Annotated in this window: 23 protein-coding genes, 3 tRNA genes and 1 pseudogene; 12 read left to right on the top strand and 15 right to left on the bottom strand. The window is 73.9% G+C overall.

Features of this window, described 5'->3' with window-relative positions; translation table 11 throughout:
* Positions 1-58 precede the first annotated feature (58 nt).
* Positions 59-316 carry a DUF3073 domain-containing protein gene (locus AB1207_RS02745; protein WP_367636258.1) on the bottom strand — a complete coding sequence of 86 codons (258 nt, stop codon included), beginning with the start codon at positions 314-316 and terminating at the stop codon, positions 59-61.
* A gap of 182 nt (positions 317-498) precedes the next feature.
* Between AB1207_RS02745 and xylB the strand changes: the two are divergent.
* Positions 499-1,903, top strand: a pseudogene (xylB, locus tag AB1207_RS02740) (xylulokinase).
* Between the two features lie 3 nt (positions 1,904-1,906).
* Here the strand turns inward: xylB and AB1207_RS02735 are convergent.
* The 5 genes from AB1207_RS02735 to AB1207_RS02715 all read right to left on the bottom strand — a co-directional run bounded on the left by AB1207_RS02735 (position 1,907) and on the right by AB1207_RS02715 (position 3,821).
* Positions 1,907-2,209, bottom strand: a complete 303-nt coding sequence (locus tag AB1207_RS02735; RefSeq protein WP_367636257.1) for a hypothetical protein — start codon at positions 2,207-2,209, stop codon at positions 1,907-1,909.
* Positions 2,210-2,291: 82 nt separating this feature from the next.
* Positions 2,292-2,364: transfer RNA gene (locus AB1207_RS02730), tRNA-Phe, on the bottom strand.
* A gap of 30 nt (positions 2,365-2,394) precedes the next feature.
* A tRNA-Asp gene (locus AB1207_RS02725) sits at positions 2,395-2,468 on the bottom strand.
* Between the two features lie 110 nt (positions 2,469-2,578).
* Positions 2,579-2,651, bottom strand: a tRNA-Glu gene (locus AB1207_RS02720).
* A gap of 60 nt (positions 2,652-2,711) precedes the next feature.
* Entirely contained in the window at positions 2,712-3,821 is a 1,110-nt protein-coding gene (locus AB1207_RS02715; RefSeq protein WP_367636256.1) for a DNA topoisomerase IB, read from the bottom strand.
* A gap of 57 nt (positions 3,822-3,878) precedes the next feature.
* On the opposite strand from AB1207_RS02715, the gene AB1207_RS02710 reads away from it, so the two are divergent.
* Positions 3,879-4,922, top strand: a complete 1,044-nt coding sequence (locus AB1207_RS02710) for a PHP domain-containing protein (RefSeq protein WP_367636255.1) — start codon at positions 3,879-3,881, stop codon at positions 4,920-4,922.
* On the opposite strand, the gene AB1207_RS02705 is transcribed toward AB1207_RS02710, so the two are convergent.
* Positions 4,858-5,736 (bottom strand): helix-turn-helix domain-containing protein, encoded by an 879-nt coding sequence (locus AB1207_RS02705; protein WP_367636254.1) that lies wholly within the window; start codon positions 5,734-5,736, stop codon positions 4,858-4,860. The genes AB1207_RS02710 and AB1207_RS02705 overlap by 65 nt on opposite strands.
* Before the next feature lie 113 nt (positions 5,737-5,849).
* Here AB1207_RS02705 and AB1207_RS02700 point away from each other — a divergent pair, with 113 nt between their 5' ends.
* On the top strand, positions 5,850-6,545 hold the full coding sequence (locus AB1207_RS02700; RefSeq protein ID WP_367636253.1) for an SDR family NAD(P)-dependent oxidoreductase: 696 nt from the start codon (positions 5,850-5,852) through the stop codon (positions 6,543-6,545).
* Here AB1207_RS02700 and AB1207_RS02695 read toward each other — a convergent pair.
* The 6 genes from AB1207_RS02695 to AB1207_RS02670 are packed head-to-tail and all read right to left on the bottom strand — an operon-like array spanning position 6,509 to position 11,606.
* Positions 6,509-6,841 (bottom strand): hypothetical protein, encoded by a 333-nt coding sequence (locus AB1207_RS02695; protein ID WP_367636252.1) that lies wholly within the window; start codon positions 6,839-6,841, stop codon positions 6,509-6,511. The genes AB1207_RS02700 and AB1207_RS02695 overlap by 37 nt on opposite strands.
* Positions 6,841-7,572: an SDR family oxidoreductase gene (locus AB1207_RS02690; protein ID WP_367636251.1), complete on the bottom strand. Its 732-nt coding sequence runs from the start codon at positions 7,570-7,572 to the stop codon at positions 6,841-6,843. Before AB1207_RS02690 ends, AB1207_RS02695 begins: the two co-directional genes overlap by 1 nt.
* A gap of 10 nt (positions 7,573-7,582) precedes the next feature.
* Positions 7,583-8,365, bottom strand: coding sequence for an SDR family NAD(P)-dependent oxidoreductase (locus tag AB1207_RS02685; RefSeq protein WP_367636250.1), 783 nt, complete (start codon positions 8,363-8,365; stop codon positions 7,583-7,585).
* The gene (locus AB1207_RS02680; RefSeq protein ID WP_367636249.1) at positions 8,362-9,699 is read right to left on the bottom strand and encodes an MFS transporter; all 1,338 of its coding nucleotides are present in this window, start codon (positions 9,697-9,699) and stop codon (positions 8,362-8,364) included. The genes AB1207_RS02685 and AB1207_RS02680 overlap by 4 nt, the downstream gene beginning before the upstream one ends.
* Positions 9,696-10,586, bottom strand: a complete 891-nt coding sequence (locus AB1207_RS02675; RefSeq protein ID WP_367636248.1) for a polysaccharide deacetylase family protein — start codon at positions 10,584-10,586, stop codon at positions 9,696-9,698. Before AB1207_RS02675 ends, AB1207_RS02680 begins: the two co-directional genes overlap by 4 nt.
* 48 nt (positions 10,587-10,634) lie before the next feature.
* Positions 10,635-11,606 carry an asparaginase gene (locus AB1207_RS02670; RefSeq protein ID WP_367636247.1) on the bottom strand — a complete coding sequence of 324 codons (972 nt, stop codon included), beginning with the start codon at positions 11,604-11,606 and terminating at the stop codon, positions 10,635-10,637.
* 191 nt (positions 11,607-11,797) lie between these two features.
* On the opposite strand from AB1207_RS02670, the gene AB1207_RS02665 reads away from it, so the two are divergent.
* On the top strand, positions 11,798-12,772 hold the full coding sequence (locus AB1207_RS02665) for a LacI family DNA-binding transcriptional regulator (protein WP_367636246.1): 975 nt from the start codon (positions 11,798-11,800) through the stop codon (positions 12,770-12,772).
* Between the two features lie 27 nt (positions 12,773-12,799).
* On the opposite strand, the gene AB1207_RS02660 is transcribed toward AB1207_RS02665, so the two are convergent.
* Complete coding sequence (locus AB1207_RS02660; protein ID WP_367636245.1) at positions 12,800-13,987, bottom strand: phytanoyl-CoA dioxygenase family protein; 1,188 nt, start codon at positions 13,985-13,987, stop codon at positions 12,800-12,802.
* Between the two features lie 111 nt (positions 13,988-14,098).
* On the opposite strand from AB1207_RS02660, the gene AB1207_RS02655 reads away from it, so the two are divergent.
* From AB1207_RS02655 to AB1207_RS02645, 3 genes are read left to right on the top strand one after another with little or no spacing between them, the layout of a single operon-like run.
* On the top strand, positions 14,099-15,133 hold the full coding sequence (locus AB1207_RS02655) for a LacI family DNA-binding transcriptional regulator (RefSeq protein ID WP_367636244.1): 1,035 nt from the start codon (positions 14,099-14,101) through the stop codon (positions 15,131-15,133).
* 39 nt (positions 15,134-15,172) lie between these two features.
* Positions 15,173-15,829 carry a MerR family transcriptional regulator gene (locus AB1207_RS02650; RefSeq protein WP_367636243.1) on the top strand — a complete coding sequence of 219 codons (657 nt, stop codon included), beginning with the start codon at positions 15,173-15,175 and terminating at the stop codon, positions 15,827-15,829.
* On the top strand, positions 15,826-16,770 hold the full coding sequence (locus tag AB1207_RS02645) for a hypothetical protein (RefSeq protein ID WP_367636242.1): 945 nt from the start codon (positions 15,826-15,828) through the stop codon (positions 16,768-16,770). Before AB1207_RS02650 ends, AB1207_RS02645 begins: the two co-directional genes overlap by 4 nt.
* Here the strand turns inward: AB1207_RS02645 and AB1207_RS02640 are convergent.
* Complete coding sequence (locus tag AB1207_RS02640) at positions 16,730-16,948, bottom strand: hypothetical protein (RefSeq protein WP_366174070.1); 219 nt, start codon at positions 16,946-16,948, stop codon at positions 16,730-16,732. The two genes, AB1207_RS02645 and AB1207_RS02640, sit on opposite strands and share 41 nt — an antisense overlap.
* Positions 16,949-17,036: 88 nt before the next feature.
* On the opposite strand from AB1207_RS02640, the gene AB1207_RS02635 reads away from it, so the two are divergent.
* The 5 genes from AB1207_RS02635 (at position 17,037) to AB1207_RS02615 (ending at position 22,656) form a co-directional block, all read left to right on the top strand.
* Positions 17,037-17,969, top strand: a complete 933-nt coding sequence (locus AB1207_RS02635; RefSeq protein WP_367636241.1) for a LysR family transcriptional regulator — start codon at positions 17,037-17,039, stop codon at positions 17,967-17,969.
* Positions 17,970-18,066: 97 nt separating this feature from the next.
* Positions 18,067-19,290: an MFS transporter gene (locus tag AB1207_RS02630; protein WP_367636240.1), complete on the top strand. Its 1,224-nt coding sequence runs from the start codon at positions 18,067-18,069 to the stop codon at positions 19,288-19,290.
* Positions 19,291-19,453: 163 nt separating this feature from the next.
* Complete coding sequence (locus AB1207_RS02625; protein WP_367636239.1) at positions 19,454-20,479, top strand: VOC family protein; 1,026 nt, start codon at positions 19,454-19,456, stop codon at positions 20,477-20,479.
* A gap of 9 nt (positions 20,480-20,488) precedes the next feature.
* Positions 20,489-21,667: an alpha/beta hydrolase family protein gene (locus AB1207_RS02620; protein WP_367636238.1), complete on the top strand. Its 1,179-nt coding sequence runs from the start codon at positions 20,489-20,491 to the stop codon at positions 21,665-21,667.
* The gene (locus tag AB1207_RS02615) at positions 21,664-22,656 is read left to right on the top strand and encodes a cyclase family protein (RefSeq protein ID WP_367636237.1); all 993 of its coding nucleotides are present in this window, start codon (positions 21,664-21,666) and stop codon (positions 22,654-22,656) included. The genes AB1207_RS02620 and AB1207_RS02615 overlap by 4 nt, the downstream gene beginning before the upstream one ends.
* Positions 22,657-22,662: the final 6 nt, after the last annotated feature.

The following is a 22,662-nucleotide window of genomic DNA, read 5'->3' as shown; positions in this document are numbered from 1 at the left end:
ACGCCACGCCTCGTGCGGGTGTGCCGCGAGCTACTGCGCGGACCGGTCGTGCGTCGGGTCAAGCCCGGCGCTTGGACGTCCAGTCGTCGTAGTCGTCCGTGGCGGTGTACTTCGACCAGTCCTCGGGGTTGTCGTCCGAGTCGTCGTCTTCCACGTCAGACTCCGGCGCCTCGGGGGCGGCAGGCCGCCCCGTCTGGCGGTACGGGTCGGGCCCGTGAAGCTCACGTTGCAGAGCGTTGTAGTCGGTGTCGGGGCTGAAGTACTTCAGCTCCCGAGCGACCTTCGTCTGCTTGGCCTTCTGACGGCCGCGCCCCATGGCGTCGACCCCCTCGCGCGTCGGCCGGGGCAGTCAGTGCTGACCCCGGAGCAGCTGTCATCTCTCCGTGCCCCCAACGGTACATGTTCTGCAGACGTTCCGGCATCCCGGTCGCGACGTGGCACCCCGGACGGCCCACGGGGGCCGTCCGGCGTGGGTGACCGATGGTGTTGGGTGGGCCCATGACCAGCGGTGGTGCGGGTGGTGAGCCGGGTGCGGGCTCGGGTGTGGTGGCCGGGATCGACTCCTCGACCCAGTCGTGCAAGGTCGTCGTGCGCGACGCGGCGACGGGGGAGCTGCTGCGGTCAGGCCGCGCCTCCCACCCCGACGGGACCGAGGTGGACCCGGCGCACTGGTGGCGCGCCCTGGAGGAGGCCGTGGCGGACGCCGGTGGGCTCGACGACGTCGACGCCCTCGCTGTCGGGGCCCAGCAGCACGGCGCCGTCCTGCTCGACGAGGCCGGGGAGGTCGTGCGCCCGGCGCTGCTGTGGAACGACGGCCGGTCCGCGGCCGCGGCCGACGCGCTCACCGCCGAGCTGGGCGGGCCGGGAGCGTGGGCCGAGCAGGTCGGCAGCGTCCTCGTCGCGTCGCTCACCATCACCAAGCTGCGCTGGATCGCCGAGCACGAGCCGGACGCGGTCGCCCGCACCGCCGCCGTCTGCCTGCCGCACGACTGGCTGACCCACCGGCTCGCCGGCGGCGGTTCCGCGCGCCTGGTGACCGACCGCGGTGACGCGAGCGGGACGGGCTACTTCGCCCCCGCGGACGGCACCTACCGGAGCGACCTGCTCGAACGCGCCTTCGGCGCGGTGCCCGTGCTGCCGGACGTCCTCGGCCCCGCGGAGGTCGCCGGGCACAGCGCCTCGGCCCTGTCGCGCGGCGCCCGCCTCGGCCCCGGGACGGGCGACAACATGGCCGCCGCGCTGGGCGTCGGCGCGCAGGTCGGCGACGTCGTCGTGTCCATCGGGACCTCCGGCGTCGTGAGCGTCGTCAGCGAGGTGCCGACGCACGACGCCAGCGGGCTCGTCGCGGGCTTCGCCGACGCCACGGGCCGCTACCTCCCCCTGGTCTGCACCCTCAACGCGGCGCGGGTCCTCGACGCCGCCGCACGCATGCTCGGCGTCGACCACGCCGAGCTGTCCCGGCTCGCCCTGTCCGCGCCCGCTGGGAGCGGCGGGCTGGTCCTCGTGCCCTACCTGGAGGGTGAGCGCACGCCCGTGCGCCCCGACGCCACCGGTGCGCTGCACGGGCTCACGCTCGCGACGTCGACGCCGGCCCACCTCGCGCGCGCCACCGTCGAGGGGTTGCTGTGCGGGCTGGCGGACGGCCTGGACGCCCTCGAGGCGCAGGGCTGCACCATCGGCCGCGTCGTCCTCGTCGGCGGTGGCGCCCGGTCGGAGGCGGTGCGGGTGCTGGCCCCCGCGGTCCTGGGACGTCCGGTCGTCGTGCCGGCACCGGGGGAGTACGTCGCGGACGGTGCCGCCCGGCAGGCCGCGTGGGTCCTCGGAGACCTTCGAGGCCGACCCGGTCGCGGGCGTCCGCGAGCGCTACGCCGAGGTCCGGGACCTCACCGCGCGCCAGCTCTGAGCGTCAGCGCGACGTGAGCCGGTCCCCGGCTGCGGCGAGGGCGGCGGCCGCGGCGGTCGTCGTGAGCACCGCGGGCCAGGGGCCGGTCCGGCGCGACAGCGGGTGCGAGAGCCCGACGAGGCCGACCGTGCCGGCGGTGAGCGCGGCGGCCAGGACGGGAGACCCGGCGGCCCAGCGGGGCGCGACGACAGCGAGCCCCGCGGCGAGGGCGACCCCGGCGAGCTTCCGGTTCCCCGTCGAGCGGCCGACGGCGTACCCGCCGAGGACGGCGGCGGCGAGGACGACGGGGCTCGGGATCGCGGGCACGGCAGGAGGCTAGTGGCTGCGCCCGGGAACGACGAAGGGCCCCGGTGCGGTGCACCGGGGCCCTTCGGAAGCTGTTTCCAGGTGGCCAGGAGCGGGGTCGAACCGCTGACCTTCCGATTTTCAGTCGGACGCTCTACCAACTGAGCTACCTGGCCGTGCCGGGCCGGACGAACCGGCACGACGAGCGACCCCGACGGGACTCGAACCCGCGACCTCCGCCGTGACAGGGCGGCGCGCTAACCAACTGCGCTACGGGGCCTCAGAGAGGCCTTGCTGTACTGCTCGGTGTTGCTGTCGTGCGCTTGCAGAGAAGACCTTACCCGATCCGCGCGGTGGTCGTGACCACCTCCCGGGCCGGGGACCCGCTCGTACCCCCAACGGGATTCGAACCCGTGCTACCGCCTTGAAAGGGCGGCGTCCTAGGCCACTAAACGATGGGGGCGTGGCGCCCGGCACTGCTGCCGGAGCCCGTCCAGCATAGGGGACGCGCCGGGGTGCTGCGTCACGCCGCCCGGTCGCCGCCGGGCACCGACAGCCGGGGCGAGGCCAGCCGCGGCACTCGCCCGCGCGCGATCGAGCGGGTGACAGCGGCGGGGTCGGTGTGCAGCAGGTCCTGCACGGCCCGCTCCACGACCCCGTGGGTGGCGGGGTGGCCGAAGGAGGCGTCCGCCCCGAGGTCGTCGAGGACGGGGGCGATGGTGACCCCGTCCCCGAACAGGTCGATGACGCGCGGGTCGATGTAGCTGCTGCGGCACACGCTGGGGGTGTTGCCCAGGTACGCGGACACCTCGGCGCAGGCCCTCGTCACCGCCCGCCGGCGGGCCGTCGGGGTGCCCGCGACGGGCAGCGAGACCGCCAGCGCGACGGCCGCGAGCACGGTGGCGTGCCACGTCCGGAAGTCCTTGGCGCTGACGTCCGGACCGATCGTCTCGTGGAGGAACCCGTTGACGTCCTCGGAGGTCACGTCGTGCCAGCGGCCGCGCTCCTTCCACACGAGCAGGTCCTCGCCGCCGCCGCGCCGGCGCTTCAGGGAACGCACGACGTCGCGGACGGCGGGGTCGGCGATCACCGCCGTGCGGTCCTTGCCCGACTTCGCGACGTACGAGAACACCAGTTCCTCGCCGCGTTGGTGCACGTGGTCGCGGCGCAGCGTCGCGAGGCCGTACGAGCCGTTCTCCTCGGCGTAGGAGTCGCCGCCGACGCGGAAGAACCCCAGGTCCAGCAGCCGGAACGCGGCCGCGAGCACGCGCTCGCGGGTCAGGCCGTCGGTGGCCAGCAGGGCCGTGACGCGGTCGCGGGCCGCCGGCAACCGCGCCGCGACCTCGAGCACGCGGTCGTGCTTGGCCCGGTCCTGCTCCAACCGCCACTGCTCGTGGTAGCGGTACTGGCGCCGGCCCCGGTCGTCCGTGCCGACGGCCTGCAGGTGCCCGTTCGGGAACGGGCAGATCCAGACGTCGGTGTACGCCGGGGGGATCGCCAGCGCGCTGATCCGGGCGATCACGTCCGGGTCGACGATGCGTTCCCCGCCGGTGTCGAGGTACGACCAGCCCCTGCCCCGCCGTCGCCGGGAGAAACCGGGGGAGGAGACCGAGACGCGGCGCAGGCGGGGCACGGATCGATGGTGCAGAGTGGGGGGTCGACCCGCATCCGGAGGCTGGGAGGAACCGCCGTGGACCCCGTGCACGCGTTGCGCCGCACCGCGTTCCTGCTGGAACGCGAACAGGCGAGCAGTTTCCGGGTGGAGGCGTTCCGCAAGGCCGCCGCGGTCCTGCTCGCCCTCGACGCCGACGAGTTCGACACCCGCCTCGGGGCCGGCACGCTCACCGACCTCAAGGGCATCGGGAAGTCCTCGGCCGAGATCGTCGTCCAGGCCGCGCAGGGCCGGACGCCGGAACGCCTGGCGAAGCTGGAGGACGCGGCCGGCCCGCTCGTGGAGGGCGGGGAGGAGTTGCGGGCCCAGCTGCGCGGCGACCTGCACACCCACACCGACGCCAGCGACGGCGGCAGCCCCCTCGCCGAGATGGCGTTCACCGCGGCCGAACTCGGCCACGAGTACATCGCGGTCACCGACCACTCCGAGGGCCTCAAGGTCGCCAACGGCCTCGACCGCGGCCGCCGGGAGGCGCAGCTGGAGCAGATCGCGGCGCTCGCCGCCCCGCTGGCCCCGTTCCGGCTGCTGTCCGGCATCGAGGTGGACATCGGCAAGGACGGCACGCTGGACTGCCCGCCGGACCTGCTGGCCCGGCTCGACGTCGTGGTCGCGTCGGTGCACTCCGAACTGCGGATGCCGGCAGACGCGATGACCCGGCGGATGCTGGCCGCGATCCGGTCCGGGCGGATGGACGTCCTCGGCCACTGCACGGGGCGCATGGTCAAGGGCGGTCACGGACGGGTGGGGGAGAAGGGCCGTCCGCCGAGCGAGTTCGACGCCGCCGCGGTGTTCGCCGCGTGCGTCGAGTTCGACGTCGCCGTCGAGATCAACGCCCGGCCCGAACGCCTCGACCCGCCCCGGGCGTTGCTGCGGCAGGCCGTCGAGGCGGGCTGCCTGTTCACGCTGTCGACCGACGCCCACGCGCCCGGGCAGCTCGACTGGCAGCCCTACGGGTGCGCCAGGGCGGAGGAGTGCGAGGTGCCGGCCGACCGGATCGTCACGACGTGGCCGGTGGAGCGGTTGCAGGAGTGGGTGTCGACGCGGCGCGCTGCCCACGCGTGACGCGCAGGAACTCCAGCTTCTCCGCGTCCACCGACCCCGTCGCAGCGCTGTAGACGACGAGCCGGACGTCGGAGCCCGGCACCGTCAGCACGTCGCAGTCGCACGTCACGTCCCCGACGTCGGGGTGCTCGATCGTCTTGCGCGCCGAGACGTGCCGGCCGACGGCCCCCACGTCCCACAGCCGGGAGAACTCGGGGCTGTCCCGGCGCAGGTCGGCCACGAGCCCGGCCAGCGGCCGGTCGCGGGGGTGGTCGGCCAGGGCTGCTCGCAGGTCGGCCACGATCGCGGCCGGCATCCCCGGGTCCGCGTGCCGGACGGGGTGCCGGGCCAGTCCCGTCCCGCCGAACAGGGCCCGGGCGAGGTTGCGGTCCTCCGGCGGCAGCGTCGTGGGGTCGCCGATGAGCGCCTCCCACGACGGTGTCCAGTGCAGCAGCGTCCACGCCGCGTCGAAGACCCCGACGGGGAACTCCTGCAGGCGGGACAGGATGCGCTGGACGCCGGGCGGGACGTGCCGGGACACCGTGCCGTCCGCGGGCGGGAGCAGACCGGCGAGGCGGAACGCGTGGTCGCTTTCGTCGGTGGACAGCTGCAGGGCGCGGGCGAGGGCCGCGACGACCTGCGCGGACGGGTGCTCGGCGCGGCCCTGCTCCAGCCGCACGACGTAGTCGACCGACAGACCCGCGAGGTCGGCGAGCTCCTCGCGGCGCAACCCGGCCGCGCGGCGGCCGGCCCGGACGGGGAGCCCCACGTCGAGCGGGGAGAGGCGGTCGCGCCACCGGCGCAGCGCGCCGCCGAGGTCACCGAGGTCGTCCACGCGACCATCGTGCCCCGCCGGTGACCGTGCGCACGGGTCCGAGCCTGGTACTGCCCGTCCCACCGTCGGGCAGGGCCCTGGCGGGGTTCCCGGGGCGGGGTGAGGGTGGACCCATGACCACCACGTTCATCACCGGGGCCAACAAGTCCCTCGGCTACGAGACCGCCCGACGGCTCCTGCAGGCCGGCCACACCGTCCTCGTCGGCGCTCGCGACCCCGAGCGCGGCCGCGCCGCCGCCGAGGCGCTCGGCGCCCGGTTCGTCCAGATCGACGTCACCGACGACGCGTCCGTCGCAGCCGCGGCGGCCGACGTCGCCGCGCACGAGGGGACCGTCGACGTCCTCGTCAACAACGCCGGGATCTCCGGTCCGCAGACGCCGGCCGAGGACCTGACGGCCGACGACGCCCGCGCCGTCTACGAGACCAACGTGTTCGGGCCGCTGCGCGTCACGAACGCGTTCCTGCCGCTGCTGCGGACGTCCGAGAACCCCGTCGTCGTCAACGTGACGAGCGGCCTGGGGTCCTTCGCCGCCACCCACGACCCCGACCGCGTCGAGTCGCAGGTGACGGCGCCGCTCTACACGTCCTCCAAGTCCGCGCTGACCATGCTCACGACGCAGTTCGCCAAGGCGCTGCCCGACGTGAAGTTCAACGCCGTCGACCCCGGCTACACGGCCACCGACCTCAACGGGCGCAGCGGTCCCCAGACGGTCACGGAGGGGACCGACGCGATCGTGGAACTCGCCTCGATCGGGAAGGACGGCCCCACGGGTCAGTTCCGCGACCGCGCGGGGGTCGTGCCCTGGTGACGCGCGGCTGAGCGCAGGACGAGCTCGACGGCAGGGCTCGTCGCGGTCGCGGGGGGTTCCCAGCCGGCGGCCAGCGCAGCGTCGGTCACGGCGTCCAGGTCGGGGGCCAGGAAGGTCGCCCCGGTCGGTCGGGTGACGGTGTAGCCCGAGACCCCCCAGGGCGCCACCCGCCAGCGCAACCCGGTGAGCAGGTCCTGCAGGGCCCGGGTGCGGGCCGCGAGTTCCCGCGGCCCGCGCCCCGCGACGACGTCCTCCCAGGGACCACGAGCCCGGCCCGTGCCGCAGGCCCCGCACATCAGGGCATCACGTCGCCGGAGTTCGGCCCGAGCGTCTGCCCGACGTACAGGTTCCCGCCGGGGTCGCTCGCCAGCAGGACGGCCGTCGGCGCGATCTCCTCGGGGAGGCCGAACCGGCCGAGGGGGAGTTCGGCCTGCTTGGCCCGCTTCCAGTCCTCGCTGAGCCCGTCGACCAGAGGGGTGCTCACGGGGCCGGGGGCGATCGCGTTGACGAGGACCCCGTGCGGGGCGAGTTCGCGGGCCGCGGCCTTGGTGAACCCGATGACCCCGGCCTTGGCGGCGCTGTAGTGGGTCAGGGACTCACCGCCCTTCAGGCCGAGCTGGGACGCGACGTTGACGACGCGGCCCCACCCCTGCCGGACCATGTGCGGTGCGGCCCAGCGGGTCAGGAGGAACACGCTGCGCAGGTCGACGTCGATCATCCGGTCCCACGTCTCGACGTCCATCTCCACGAGCGGCACCTCGGTGAGGATGCCCGCGCAGTTGACGAGGACGTCGATCCGCCCGTGCTCGGCGGCCACGCCGTCGACGAGCTGCCGCGTCGCGTCGGCGTGCGTGACGTCGACCGTGCGGGCCTGCGCCCCGAGCTCCGTGGCGAGCCCTTGCACGCGCGCGGCGTCGCGGTCGACGAGCACCAGGTCGGCGCCCTCCGCCGCGTAGGCACGGGCGATCGCCGCCCCGATGCCGCTGGCCGCTCCCGTGACCAGCGCGGTCCTGCCCTGCAACTGCACGTTCCCCTCCTCAGCTCGGCCAGCGGACGGTGAGTCCGCCGTCGACGACGATGCTCTGCCCCGTGACGTAGGCCGCGTCGTCCCCGGTGAGGAACCGGATGACGCGGGCCGCCTCGTCGACGGTCCCGACCCGGCCCCGCGGGATGCCCGCCCCGGCCGCGGCGAGGCCGTCCGGTCCGAGGGAGTTCACGGGGTCCAGCGACTGCGGGCTCTCGATCAACCCGGGGATCACGGCGTTGACCCGGATGTCCCGCAGGGCGAGTTCCACCGCGAGGGAACGGCACAGACCCAGCACCCCGGCCTTGGCCGCGGCGTAGTGCGCGTGGTCGTCCCAGCCGTAGACGCCGCCGGCGATCGAGGACACCGCCACGAGCGCCCCGCCGCCGGTCATGGCGCCGGCGCAGGAGCGGAACGTCCGCAGCACCCCGGTGAGGTCGACCGTGAGCATGGCGTCCCAGGCGGCGTCGTCGAGCTCGGCGAGCGGAGCCCGCCGCAGGATCCCCGCCGCGGCGACGCCGACGTCGAGCCGGCCGAACTCCTCGACGGCCGCGGCCGCGAGCGCGTCGACCGAGGCGGCGTCCGCGACGTCGACCGCGACGGGCAGGCAGCGTCCACCGGCCGCCTCGACGGCCGCCACGGTCTCGGCGACGTCGTGCGGGTCGCCCGGGAAGTAGCCGGCGACGCTGTGCGCGCCGGCCCGGGCGTAGGCCACGGCGAGGGCCCGGCCGATGCCGCTGGCCCCGCCGGTGATGACGGCGACCTTGCCCTCGAAGCCGTCGTCGCGGACGGTCACGCGACCGCCTCCTGGTCGAGTTCGACGGTGCGGTTCCCCGTGTTCCGCGCGCCGAGCATGACGATCCCCGACAGCAGCATGAACACCGATCCTGTGACGAGCGCGGCCGTCCGCATCCCCGTGCCGGCGGAGAGCAGCACGGTGAGCAGCGCGGAACCCGCGATGCCGCCGACGGGGCCCATGACGTGGGCGACGTTGGTGCCCATACCGCGGACCTGTGCGGGGAACGACTCGCCCATGTAGAACAGCAGCGCGGCGTACGGGCCGGTGAGGAAGAACAGCGACAGCGAGTACGTGACCATGACCCAGGCGCTGGAGTCCGGGCCGAGCAGCATGGCCGCGGTGACGACGGCGCCGACGGTCCAGCCGCCGATGATCGTCGTACGGCGGCCGATCCGGTCACCCACCCAGCCGTGGAAGATGTAGCCGCAGAACCCGACGGCGTTCGCCAGCACGAGGACGACGAGGGAGTTGTCGAAGCTGAACCCCTTGGCGCCGGTGAGGACGCTCGTGCCGAGCACCGAGAACACCTGGATGGCCATCCAGTTGAACAGCCACGCCAGCGACAGGCAGATCGTGTGCCGGCGCAGTTCCGGGGTGAAGACGTCGCGGACGCGGGAAGGACGGTGGTCGGTGTCCGACAGGCCGTGGGCCCGGGCGATCTCCGAGGCGGCGGACTCGTCGCCCGCGGCCCGCAACCGGCGGACCTCCTTGAGGGCCGCGTAGGCGGGCGACTCGGGGAGCCGTGTGGCGGCGATGGCGACGAGGACCGCGGGGAGCATGGCGACGACGAACGTCCACCGCCAGCCCAGGTGCGGCAGCATGAGTGCGGTGAGCCCGGCGGCGACGAGGGCGCCGACGGGCCAGCCCGACTGCACGAAGCTGTACATGAACCCGCGGCGCTTGGCCTTGGCGTACACCTCGTTGAGGTAGACCGCGTTGACGACCTCCTCGGAGGCGCCGAACCCGGAGAACGCGCGGATGAGGACGAGGGACACCGCGCCGGCGGCCAGACCCGTCAGACCGCTGGAGATCGCCGCGCCGATGACGGTGATGATGAGCGCGCGCTTGCGCCCGAACCGGTCGAGCAGCGATCCGACGACGAGCGAGACGAGGAACACCCCGACGGTGACCCACGTGTTGACCCCGGCGGCGTACGCCGGCGACCAGCCGAAGTCCTCGGCGATGACGGGCAGCAGGGTTCCGAAGAGGGTGAAGTCGTAGACCGAGAACACCCACGCGAAGAAGCAGACGATCGAGACCGTGAGCAGGGTGCGCGGCGTGATCGTCCGGTTCCAGGGTTCGACCGGTGCGGGCCGGGTCGGCGCGCTCACGCGGTCACGTCCGTGCGGGGGAAGCGGGCGGTGAAGTCCTGCGCGATCGCGTCGAACGTCGTCCAGGTGACACCGGAGTGGCCGCTGATGTGCTCGATGAGCCGTTCGAGGGCCATGAGCACCTGCGGCCGGCCGGAGACGTCGGGGTGGATCGTCATCGTGAACACGGCGTAGTCGTTCTCGCGGTAGACCCAGTCGAACTGGTCGCGCCACATCTGCTTGATGTCGCGCGGGTTCACGAAGCCGTGGCTGTTCGGGCTCGACTTGATGAACATCATGGGCGGCAGGTCGTCGAGGTACCAGTTCGCGGGGATCTCGACGAGGTCGGTCTCCCGGCCGCGCACGAGCGGCTTCATCCACTCCGTCGCCGGCTTGTCGTAGTCGATGGGGGTCCAGGAGTCCCCGACGCGCACGTAGTACGGCGTGAAGTCGCGGTGCATGAGGGAGTGGTCGTAGCGGATGCCGCGGTCCAGCAGGATCTCGTTGGTGACGCCGCTGAACTCCCACCACGGAGCGACGTACCCCGTGGGACGGGTGCCGGTGCGCGAGGAGATCAGGTCGATGCAGTGGTCGAGGACCGTCTCCTCCTGCTCGCGGGACATCGCGATGGGGTTCTCGTGGCTGTACCCGTGGACGCCGATCTCGTGGCCGGCGGCCACGCAGGCGTCGAACTGTTCGGGGAACGTCTCGACCGAGTGCCCGGGCCAGAACCACGTCTGGGTGAGGTCGTGGCGGCGGAACAGTTCCAGCAGTCGGGGGACGCCGACCTCGCCGGCGAAGATCCCGCGAGAGATGTCGTCGGGGGAGTCGGCCCCGCCGTACGAGCCGAGCCAGCCGCCGACGGCGTCGACGTCGGTCCCGAAGGCGACGAAGATCTCCTTGGCCATGGGGGTGGGTCCTTCCTGGGGTGGGGGAGGTGCGGGGGTGGTGGTCGGTCAGGTCCGGGCGAACGCGGCCGCGCAGGCCCGGACCGGGTCGTCGGGGTCGGCGGCCAGGGCGACCGCCAGGACGGTGCGCGCCTGCCAGGGGGACAGGTCCCCGGCGAGGACGGCGCCGCCGCGCTGCAGGGCGCTGCCGCCGCTGCCGTAGAGGGGGGCGACGGGTCCCTCGGGGACCCGGGACGTGATGACGACGGGAACACCTGCGGCGCAGGCCTCCTCGACCGCGGTGGTGACGCCGGGCGGGGTGTTGCCCGCGCCCATCGCGGCCACGACGATCCCGGCGGCCCCGGCCGTCCGGGCGGCGGTGAGCAGCGAGCCGTCGGCGCCGAGGTGGGTCGCGACCACGTCGACGCGGGGGAGGTCGACGACGTCGGCGGGCAGGGACCAGCCCGCGCGCCGGACGGAGCGTCGGAGCAGGTCGACGCGGCCTGCGGCGACGCGGTGGGTGGGACCCAGTCCGGGGGCGGCGAAGGCGCCGGCCCGGACGGTGTGCACCTTCCGGACGCCGCGGGCCGCGTAGGCCTCACCGTCGAAGACGACGAGGACACCGCAGCCGCGGGCGTCGGGGTGGGCGGCGAGTTCGAGGGCGGCGGCGAGGTTCGCCGGTCCGTCGGGGGCGACGGCGTCGGCGGCCCGCTGTGCCCCCGTGAGCACGACGGGCCGGTCGTCGTCGTGCAGCAGGTCGAGCAGGAGGGCCGTCTCCTCCATCGCGTCGGTGCCGTGGGTGACGACGACCCCGTCCACGCCCTCGTCGAGGGCGGCCCGCACGGCTCGGTGCAGCCGCAGGAGGTCGCGACCGGTGAGGGCCGAGCTGACGACCGTGGTGAGGTCCAGCGTCCGGACGTCCTCCGCGCTCGGCCGGGTGAGGGTGGCCAACAGCTCGTCCGCGCCGAGGCGTGCCTCGAGAGCGCCCAGACCTCCTGTGCTGGAGATGGTTCCGCCGGTGGCGATGAGTTGCAGGGACACGTCGGACCCTTCCGCGTTCAGGACGGCTGCGTCCGTCGAAATCGATTGCGAGCAACGTACGCAATCGATTTCGAGCCCACAAGACCCGCAACACGGATTTAACGTGCGGGGTCCTGGCGTGGACCGCGCCCGGGATCGGGTACACAGGTGCGGTGACTTCGAGCGGCCGGCGTCCGGCGACCCTGGCCGACGTGGCAGCCGCAGCCGGCGTCCACGCCTCGACGGCGTCGCGGGCCCTCGGCGGGGGTGTCGGCATCTCGCCCCGGACGGTCGAGCGCGTCCGCGTCGCCGCCGCCGAGCTCGGCTACCGTCCCGACCCGGCGGCGTCGTCCCTGCGCACGCGACGCAGCGGTCTCATCGGCGTCCTGGTGCCGCGGCTGACCGACATCGTCCTGGCGACGATCTACGAGGGGCTCGACGCGGCAGCCGCCGAGGCGGGCTACCAGACGTTCGTCGCGAACACCTCCGACGACCCCGACGTCCGCCGTCGCCGGCTCGGGGCGCTGCTGGACCGCCGGGTGGACGGCCTGGTGTTCGGCGACGCCCGACTCGACGACGACCTGCTGCCGGAGATCGCCGCCCGGGGCCTGCCGTACGTCCTGGTGTCCCGGCGCAGCCGCGGGCACCTGTCCGTCACGACGGACGACCTCGCCGGGGGCCGACTCGCGGCCCAGCACCTGCTCGAGCTCGGGCACACCCGGGTCGCCGTCGTGGCGGGTCAGCCGTTCTCCAGCACCGGCGTGGAACGCACGCAAGGGTTCCGGGAGGAGTTCGCCGTCGCGGGACACCCCGTACCCGACGACCTCGTCGTGACCTGCCGGTACGACGTGCCGGGCGGCCACGCCGCGGCGCTGCGGCTGCTGGCGGCCCGACCCCGTCCGACGGCGGTGTTCGCCGTGAACGACTTCAACGCCATCGGGACCATGGGCGCGTTGCGGGAGAGCGGGTTGCGCGTGGGGGAGGACGTCGCCGTCGTCGGCTACAACGACGTCTCGCTCGCCGCGGAACTGCCCGTCCCCCTGACGACCGTGCGGTCCCCGATGGTCGAGATGGGCCGGCAGGGCATGGCGCGCCTGCTCGCCCGCGCCGCCGGGACCCCCGTGCGCTCGCTCCGGCTCAAGCCCGAGCTCGTCGCCCGCGAGTCCTCCGGCGGCCCCCTGTCCTGAGGCGGGGCCGCCGGTCACGAGTGGGTCTCAGTGCGTGCGGCGGCGCGCGGCGTAGGCGTCGAGCTGCGCCGAGACCTCGTCCGCGCTGAGGTCCTGCTCCAGCGCCTGCGCGAGCAGTTCCGTCTGCGACAGCGGGGTGAGGCCGCCGACGTTCGGGTCCAGGTCGAGGTTCGTCGGGAACGGGTACCCCTCGGACGCGGCGGAGACGGCGTTGGCCAGGAACTCCGGCGAGGCCCCGGACGCCTTGCGGGCCAGCAGGGCCGGGTAGACGGCGCGGGCGGTGCGCACCCGGTCGACGGACTCCATCGCGCGGCCGAACGCCGACGACACCTGCAGCAGGTTCGCGCAGCGCTGCACGTCGGCGGACACGTTCGTCCCGGCGCCGTGGAACAGGGCGGGGTTGAAGAAGGCGGCGTCACCCGTGCGCAGCGGGAGCTGCACGTGGTGGGCGGCGAAGTGCTCGCGGAACTCCGGACGCCGCCACGCGAGGTAGCCCTGCGGGTACTGGTGGGAGTACGGCAGGTACATCGTCGGGCCGCTCTCGACGGGCATGTCGCTGTGCGCCACGGCGCCCTGCAGCGTCAGCACGGGGGAGAGCAGGTGGACGTGCGCGGGGTAGCGGGCCGCGACGGAGTTGGAGAGGAACCCGAGGTGGTAGTCGCGGTGCGGGTCCTGCGCCTTGCCGCCGGGGCGGACGAGGTTCACCTGGGACGTCACCTGGTACCCCGGGCCCAGCCACGCCGTCGAGACGAGGGCGAGGACGTCGTTGGCGTAGTAGTCGACGAACGCCTCGGGGTCGCGGACGGCGAGCTTCTCGAGGGCGTTCCAGACGCGGTCGTTGGCGCCGGCGGCGGCGAAGTGGTCCCCCTTGGCCGTGCCCGCCGCCTTCTCGTCGGCGATGACCGCGTCGAACACCGCGCTCACCCGGTCGACGACGGCGACGTCGGGGTAGGCGCCCTCGAACACCACGACGCCGGGCCCGTCGGTGAGGGCGCGGACGAGCTCGGCCTCGACCTCCTCGCGACCCTCGGCGTCCGCGGTCGTCCGGCGCAGCAGGTCGGCGTCGTAGACGAGCACCTCGTGGCGGACGTCGGCGGCGTGCGGGTAGTCGGCCAGGTCCGTGGTGCGGTCGACGAGGCGGGCGAACTCGGCCACGTCGCAGTCGGTCTCGCGGAACCGCAGGGGGGTCGTCCGGGGGGTGGTGGGCGTGCTCACGGCGGTCTCCTCGTCGAGCTCGTGGGGTGGTCCTGCCCTCTCAACGTAGCCCGGGGACGGCGCCGGGTGGCATCGTGAGCACCTCAAGAACACCTCAGCGAGAGGGGCGTCGTGGCCCACCCGTACCGCCTGCGCGAGATCGCCCAGCAGGCCGGTCTCAGCCTCGCCACCGTCGACCGCGTGCTGCACGGCCGGCCGGGGGTGCGGGCGGCGACGGTCGCCGAGGTGCACCGCGCGATCGCCGACCTGGACCGGCAGGCCTCCCAGGTCCGTCTGAGCGGCGCGACGTTCTTCGTCGACGTCGTCGTCCTCGCCCCCGACCGGTTCAGTCGCGCCGTGCGGGCGGCGCTGGAGGCCGAGTTGCCGACGTTGCGCCCGGCCGTCGTGCGGGCGCGCTTCCACCTGCGCGAGGACGGTGGCGTGGCCGACCTCGTCGCGGACCTCGACCGCATCGGGCGTCGGGGGTCGAGCGGGGTGCTGCTCAAGGCCCCCGACGACCGGGCCGTCGTCGCCGCCGTGGCGCGGCTGGAGGAACGGGGCGTCCCCGTCGTCACCTTCGTCACCGACGTCCCGGCGAGCCGCCGCGTCGCCTACGTGGGGATGGACGACCGGGCGGCAGGCGCGACGGCGGCCTACCTGCTGACGTCCGTCGCCCCGGACGCCGGGGGCGTCCTCGTCTCGTTGAGCCGCAGCTCGTTCCGCGGCGAGGGGGATCGCGAGCAGGGGTTCCGCGCCGCCTTGCGCGACCTCGCCCCGCACCTGCCCGTGCACGTCGTCGAGGGCGGCGACGGCCTGGACGCCTCGACGCGCGCGACCGTCACCGCAGCGCTGTCCCGGGACCCGGCCGTGGACCTCGTCTACTCCGTCGGTGGCGGCAACCGGGCCGTGCTCGCCGCGTTCGACGCTGCGGGGCGGCACGTCCGGGGTTTCGTCGCCCACGACCTCGACGCGGACAACGTCGCGCTGCTGCGCGAGCGCCGGCTGACGGCCGTGCTGCACCACGACCTGCGCGCGGACGTCCGGCGCGTGTGCCGGGCGGTGATGCAGGTGCAGGGGGCGTTGCCCGGGAGGCCGAGCTCGGTGCCGTCGCAGATCCAGGTCATCACGCCGTACAACGAGCCGGCGGCCTTCGGCGGGGACGCCTGACGGGTTGACAGTTCCGCTATCGATAGCAATTCTGTCGATGTGCGCATCTCCGAGCTCAGCACCCGCAGCGGCGTCAGCCAGGCGTCCATCAAGTTCTACACGCGTGAGGGGCTGCTGCCCGCGGGGGATCGCACGGGCTACAACCAGACCGACTACTCCGACGACCACCTGACCCGGTTGCGCCTCATCCGCTCGCTCATCGACGTCGGCGGTCTGCCCGTGGCGGCCGTCGGCCGTGTCCTGGCCGCCGTCGACGCTCCCGACCTGCCCCTCGTCGAAGTCCTCGGCGTCACGCAACAGGCTCTGCCGCAGCCGGTGACACCGCCCACAGACTCTTCGCGCCGGCACGTCCTCGCGTTCGCGGCCGAGCACGGCTGGGACGTCCACGAGGAGAACCCCGGCGTGCGCGTCGTCGCCGGCGTGCTCGACGGCTGGAACGCCGTCGACCGCGGAGACCTCGCCGCCCTCCTGCCCGCCTACGCCCGGGCGGCCGACCTCGTGGCCGCCGCCGACCTCGACGCCGTCTCCGGATCGATCGAGGACGCCCGGCAGGGCGGCGACCGCGAGGCCGCCGCGCAGACGGTCGTCGTCGGCACCGTCCTCGGTGACCAGCTCTTCGCCGGCCTGCGGCGCATCGCGCAGCAGGACACCGCCTTCCGCCGCTACGGCCCCTCTCCCGGAGGAGACACCCCGTGACCACCCTGCTGCCCCCCGCCCGGCACGACGTGCCGCTGCCCTCCCGCTGGCACCGCCCGCTCCTGCTCCTGGCCGCGGCGATGGCCGTGCTGACCGTCCTGACGGCCGTCCTGGCCGGTGTCGACGCTCGGCCCGTCCTCGGCCAGGACGCCTGGTTCAAACCCCTGAAGTTCGCCGTCTCGATCGGTCTCTACTCCCTCACGCTCGCCTGGCTCGTGGGTCTGTCCGGGCTGCCCCGGCCCCGGCTGGCCTCGGCGTTGGCCTCCGTCGCCGCGGTCGGTCTCCTCCTCGAGATCGCGGTCATCGGCGGGGCCGCCGCCGCGGGGACGACCAGCCACTTCAACGTCTCCACCCCGCTGCACAGCGCGCTGTGGGCGACCATGGGCACGTCCATCGCCGTCGTCTGGGTCGTGACGGCGGTCATCGGCGTCCTGGTGTTCCGCACCCCGCTGCCCGACCGGGCCCGCACGCTCGCCGTCCGCGCGGGGCTCGTCCTGGGGCTGGTCGGGATGGCGCTGGCGTTCCTCATGACAATCCCCACGACGGCGCAGGTGCAGGACTTCCAAGGCGTCGTCGGGGCGCACGCGGTCGGAGTGCCCGACGGTGGTCCCGGCCTGCCGTTCCTCGGCTGGAGCACGCAGGGCGGGGACCTGCGCATCCCGCACTTCGTCGGGCTGCACGCGCTGCAGGTGCTGCCGCTCGGGGCGCTGCTGCTGGAGCGCCTCGCCCGCCGGTCGGCCGCCCTGCGCGACGGAACCGTCCGGTTCCGCCTCGTCGCTCTGGCCGCCGTCGGCTACGCCGGGCTGATGGGCTGGCTCACCTGGCAGGCCCTGGCGGGGCAGGCGCTGCTGCACCCGTCCGCGACGCTCGCGGTCGTGGGTCTCGCGGCGTTGCTCGGGCTCAGCGTTCTGGCGGCAGGAGCGCTGCGCCGAGGGCGGTGAGGAGCTCGACGACGTCGGCCCGGTCCAGGCGCACGGTCGAGACGCACGTCGCGTCCTGCCAGGTCGACAGGACGACCCGCCCCGCCTCGGGGTGGGTCGTCACGCGCAGCGCGCGACCGGCCCGGTCGGCGTCGCGGACGACGCCCGTGCGGATCCCGCGCTCGACGGCCTTCTCCATCTCCTGAGTCTGCTCCCCGGCCCCGCCCCTGTCCACGTGATCGGGGAAGAGGGGCTGCAGGAGTGGTGGAGGTCCTACGCTCGCCGCGGTGAACCTGCGCTCCCTCGACCTCAACCTGCTGCTGCCGCTGGACGCGTTGCTGCAGGAGCGCAGCGTCACGCGCGCGGCGCAGCGTCTCGGTCTGAGCCAGCCCGCGTTGTCGGCCTCGCTGGCCCGGCTGCGCCGGCACTTCGACGACCCGCTGCTCGCCCGCGTCGGCAACGAGCACGAACTGACCCCGCTGGCGGTCCGGCTGCGCGAGCAGGTGCGGGTCGCGTTGTCCGGCGTGGACCGGGTGTTCCGGGCCGAACCGGACTTCGACCCGGCGGTCTCCGAACGGGACCTGCGCATCGTCAGCAGCGACTACGCCGAGACGGTCCTGGGCGCGCCTCTCCTGGCGTTGCTGGCGGCCGAAGCGCCGCGCATGCGGCTGCGCTTCAGCGTGAACACCCCCTCTGTCGTCGAGGACGCCGAACGGGTGCTCGTCGACGCCGACCTGCTCCTGCTGCCGCACGGTTTCCTCGCCGACCTGCCGCACGCCGACCTGCACCGCGACCGCTGGGTGTGCCTGGTCGCCACGGAGAACCCCGACGTCGGCGAGGAGCTCAGCGTCGACCAGCTGCGCACCATGCCGTGGGTCGTCACCTACCACGGGCCGGTGGCCTCGACCCCGGCCGCGCTGCAGATGCGGATGCTCGGCGTCGAACCCCACGTGCAGGTCGTCACCGAGCACTTCCTCGCCGTCCCCGCCCTGGTGGCCGGGAGCGCGCGGATCGGGTTGCTGCAACAGCGGTTGGCGGACCGCCTTCCCCCGGACTCCGGGGTCCGCGTGCTGCCTCCGCCCGTGGACGTGGGCCTGCTGCTGGAGGCGATGTGGTGGCATCCCGTCTACACCGGAGACCCGGAGCACACGTGGTTGCGCGACGTCGTGCGGCGGGCCGCCGCGTCCCTCCCGGACGTCGGAGGTCATCCACCCCGCTGATGGGGGGCCTCAGCGATTGGCGCTGTGCTGGGGTGCCGGACCTCGCTGAAACTCGCGGTACCCGCCTGCGACGGAGCAGGTGTCCCGAGGAGGTCCCGTGTCCGCATCCCTCTCCCACCCCGTCCCGCAGCCGGACCCGCAGTCCGCGCAGGCGTCCCCGTCGTCCCGGCCGGCCGGCCCGCTGCGCGCCGGCGTCCCGCAGGCCACCCTCCTCGTCGCGCTCAGCACGCTGTCGGTGCTCGGGGCGGTCCTCATCGCCCCCGTCCAGCCCAGCATCGCCCGCGCGTTCGCGGGACAGCCGGGGGTGGACGCCCTCGTGCCGCTCACCCTGACGGTCCCGGCCCTGGCCATCGCCCTCCTCGCCCCCGCCGCGGGCCGGGTCGTCGACCGGATCGGCCGCGTGCGCGTGCTGACCGGTTCCCTCGTCCTCTACGCGCTCGTCGGCACGGCGCCGCTGTGGCTGGACTCGCTGCCGGCGATCGTGGTGAGCCGCGCGCTCGTCGGCATCGCCGAGGCCGGGATCATGACGTGCTGCACGACACTCCTCGGGGACCTGTTCGAGGGGCAGCGGCGGCACAGGTACTTCGGCCTGCAGACGATCGCGACGAGCTTGTCCGCGGTGGTCTTCATCGCGGCCGGCGGCGCCCTCGCGGCCCACCACTGGCGCACGCCGTTCTGGCTGTACGCCGTGGGCGTCGTCGGTGCGGTCCTCGTCCCCGTCCTGCTGCGCGAACCCGTTGCCGTGCAGTCCGGTCCGCTGCCACGCCTGCACCGGCGAGCCCTGCGCACACCGCTCCTGGTGACGCTCGTCGGAGGGGTGGTGTTCTACACGCCGATCGTCGAGCTGTCGTTCGCGCTCGACCGCCTGGGGGTCGAGTCGACCGCCACGATCGGCGGGGTGAGCGCCGCCGCCGCGGTCGCCACCTGCCTCGGGGCCGCGTCCTTCACCCGGTTGGTGCGCCGCGGCGCGGGATCGCTGCTGCCCGTGGCCTTCGGCCTCGCCGGGGTCGGGCTCGTGGTGGTGGCCCTGGCGGCGTCGGTCCCCGTGCTGCTCGCCGGGGCCGCGGTGGCCTCGGCGGGAACGGGGCTGCTGCTCCCGGCCCTGCTGACGTGGGCCCTCGGCGGCACCGCCACCGACCAGCGCGGCCGGGTCACGGGGTGGTGGACGTCGGCGCTGTTCGCCGGGGAGTTCGTGTGCCCGCTGCTCGTCCTGGCCCTGACGGGGGCCCTCGGGGGGTTGTCGGCGGCCCTGGGGGTCGTCGCCGCCCTCTCGATCGTCCTGGCGGCGGTGCTCCTCCGTGCCGGTCATCGACAAGGGTGATGCCAGGTATCGCCAACTCGCTCTTCCCTGATGCGGCGGGTGGGCGGAGAGTTCTCGCAGGCTGCGGCGCAGCGCCTCCGGGACGGCCCCCGGTTCCCGCGCCGCCACCCCACCCGACGATCCGGCCCGACACCCGGAGCAGACCGACCGAGAGGACCGTTCGATGACGAACCTGCTGGCCCACCTCGCCCACCTGGAGATCTCCTCGCCCGACGTGGAGGCGTCGGTCGCCTTCTTCGAGAAGGGTTTCGGTCTGCGTGAGGTCCACCGCGACGACGAGGGCAGCGTCTACCTGCGTTGCTGGGGCGACTACTACCCGTACAGCCTCGTGGTGACGCCGGGCGAGCAGCCGGCCCTGCTGACGATGGCGTGGCGCACCACGAGCGAGGACGCGGTGGAGGAGGTCGCGCGTCGCGTGGCCGCCAAGGGTGTCGAGGGCTCGTGGTCCGACAAGCGGCAGGGCCACGGCCGCTCGTTCCGGTTCACCGGTCCCTACGGGCACACCATGGAGGTCTACTGGGACGTGCCGAAGCACTCGGCGCCGGCCGAGCTGCGCTCGGTCTTCCCGGACCGCCCCGAGAAGCGTTCCTCGCACGCGGCCGCCCCCCGGTTCCTCGACCACGTCACGGTCGCGGCCACCGACGTCAGGGGTTTCGCCGCCTGGTACTCCGAGGTCCTCGGGTTCCGCACCATGGCCTTCACCGAGCTCGACCACGCCCCCGTGACCGTGTTCGGCGTGCTCACGACGAACGAGAAGTCCCACGACCTCGGCTGCGTGCTCGACTCCTCCCAGCTCGGCGGTCGGGTCAACCACATCGCGTTCTGGACCGACAGCCACCAGGAACTCCTCGTCGCCGCCGACGTCCTCATGGAGAACGGCGTCGACATCGAGTACGGCCCCTCCATCCACGGCGTGGGCGAGCAGACGTTCCTGTACTTCCGCGAACCCGGGGGCATGCGCGTCGAGCTCAACACCGGCGGCTACCGCAACTACGTGCCCGACTGGGAGCCGAACGCCTGGAAGCCGTCGCTGGGCTCGAACAGCATCTACCGCAACGGCGCCATGCCGATGTCGATGACGGAGTCGTTCCCGCCGGACCCCGGCCACCCCACCGCCACGGAGGAGGGCGTCCTGCCGGGCACCGAGGACGCGCTGCTCAACCCGTACGCCCTCCAGGGCCAGGGCTGAGGGGGCGTCGTGTTCCAGCACTTCCCCGGGAACTACGTCTGGAACCTCTCGGTCAACCTCGCCATGGAGATGGGGGCGCGCATCGGCGAGGTCGACCGCGTCTGCCGACCGTTGCTGGAGGCCGCCGCCCGCGGCGAGGACGCCGGGACGGCCGACCTCATGGCCGGCTGGGAGGCGCAGGGCGACACCCTCGTCGGACTGGCCGCCGAGGACGAGGCCGCCGGCCGACTCCTGTCGGCGGGGGAGAAGCTGGGGCGCGCGGCGACCTACTTCCTCACCGGTGAGCGCATGCAGGCCGCCGGGTACGCCCCGCGCGTCGCGCTCTACGCCAAGTTCCGGCGCACCTTCGACCGCGGGGTGGAACTGGCGCAGGAGAACGCCGAACGCGTCGAGATCCCCTACGAGGGGGCCGTCCTCTCGGGCATCCTGACCCGGGCGCCCGGTGACGGGCCCAAACCCCTGCTCGTCATGGTCAACGGCCTGGACTCGACCAAGGAGATGCTCTTCCGCACGGGACCGGGCGCCAAGCTCGCCGCCCGCGGCATCTCCTCCCTGGCCCTGGACCAGCCGGGCACGGGGGAGGCGCTGCGGTTGCACGACCTGCACGCCGTCCCGGAGTCCGAGCGCTGGGCCACGCCGGTGTACGAGTTCCTCGCCGCCCGCGACGACGTCGACGCCGACCGCATCGGCCTGCTCGGCGTGTCCCTCGGCGGGTACTACGCGCCGCGGGCCGTTGCCTGCGAGCCCCGCTTCGCCCTCGGCGTGGCGTGGGGTGCGAACCACGACTGGCGTGCGGTGCAGAAGGCCCGCCGCGACCGCGAGGGCGAACGCCCCGTTCCCCACTACTGGGACCACGTGCAGTGGGTCTTCGGGACGAAGGACCTCGACGACTTCTTCGAGGTCGCCGAGCGGATGCACCTCGACGGGGTCGTGGAGAAGATCCGGGTGCCGTTCCTCGTCACCCACGGCGAGCACGACCGGCAGATCCCGCTGCAGTACGCGCACCGCACGTACGAGCAGCTCGTGAACTCCCCGTACCGCGAACTCGTCGTCTTCACCGACCGCACGGGCGGCACGGCGCACTCCAGCGTGGACAACGGGTCGGTCGCCACCGACCTCATCGCCGACTGGGTCGCCGAACGTCTCGGTGGGCACCCCGACGGCCATCTCGACGGGCACGCCTCGTGACGGCCGAACCCGTCACCCTCGACCGCACCGACCCCGAAGGGGCCGTGGCGGCGACCGTCGCGCGTGTCTCGAACTGGGGTCGCTGGGGCCCCGACGACGTGAAGGGGACGCTGAACCTCGTCACGGACGAGCACCGCCGCGCCGCGGCCGCGCTCGTCCGGCGGGGACGGGTGTTCTCCCTGGCCCAGCAGTTCTCGATGGACGGGCCGCAGAAGGGCTGGCGCCGCAGGACCAACCCCGTTCACACCATGCTGGACACCGGGACCGACGCAGAGGCGGGGGTCCAGGGGTTCCCGCACGGCATCGGCGGCGCGGACGACGTCGTCGCCATGCCGCTGCAGTGCTCGACGCAGTGGGACGGCCTCGGGCACATCTTCGACCACGGCCACGCCTGGAACGGCCGGCGGGCCGGGGAGGTCGTCACGTCCCTCGGCGACGGGGTGACGGGCATCGAGACCGTCGCGGCGGACTTCGCCGGACGGGGGGTGCTGCTCGACGTCGGACGGGTGTTCGGCGACGACCCGGCGGGCACGGGCGGGGAACTGCCCGACGGTTTCGCGATCCTGCCCGAGCACCTCGACGCCACCTGTGCCGCGCAGGGGGTCGAGGTGGGACCGGGTGACCTGCTCCTCGTCCGCACGGGTCAGTACGGGCGGGTGCTGCGCGAGGGGTGGGGCGACTACGCGGGGGGCGCCGCGCCCGGGATGTCGTTCGCGACCGCCGACTGGCTGCACTCCCACGACGTGGCGGCCGTCGCGACCGACACGTGGGGTTTCGAGGTCCGCCCCAACGAGTTCGACGTGGCGTTCCAGCCCCTGCACCAGGTGGTCATCCCCAACATGGGGTTGTTCGTCGGGGAGATGTGGGCGCTGGAAGAGCTCGCCGCGGACTGCGCCGCGGACGGGATCCACGAGTTCCTGCTCGTCGCCGCCCCGCTGCCCGTGACGGGGGCGGTCGGTGCACCCCTCAACCCGATGGCCCTGAAGTAGTCCGAC

Source organism: Kineococcus endophyticus, from assembly GCF_040796495.1.
GTDB lineage: Bacteria > Actinomycetota > Actinomycetes > Actinomycetales > Kineococcaceae > Kineococcus > Kineococcus endophyticus.
Note: the sequence above shows the minus strand (reverse complement) of the source record. Positions and strands in the feature narration are given on the sequence as shown.

Excerpts from the sequence above, each read along its gene's own strand:
- AB1207_RS02745 (WP_367636258.1), bottom strand. The coding sequence starts at position 316 with ATGGGGCGCGGCCGTCAGAAGGCCAAGCAGACGAAGGTCGCTCGGGAG.
- AB1207_RS02700 (WP_367636253.1), top strand. The coding sequence starts at position 5,850 with ATGACCACCACGTTCATCACCGGGGCCAACAAGTCCCTCGGCTACGAG.
- AB1207_RS02695 (WP_367636252.1), bottom strand. The coding sequence starts at position 6,841 with ATGTGCGGGGCCTGCGGCACGGGCCGGGCTCGTGGTCCCTGGGAGGAC.
- AB1207_RS02675 (WP_367636248.1), bottom strand. The coding sequence starts at position 10,586 with ATGGCCAAGGAGATCTTCGTCGCCTTCGGGACCGACGTCGACGCCGTC.
- AB1207_RS02640 (WP_366174070.1), bottom strand. The coding sequence starts at position 16,948 with ATGGAGAAGGCCGTCGAGCGCGGGATCCGCACGGGCGTCGTCCGCGAC.
- AB1207_RS02625 (WP_367636239.1), top strand. The coding sequence starts at position 19,454 with ATGACGAACCTGCTGGCCCACCTCGCCCACCTGGAGATCTCCTCGCCC.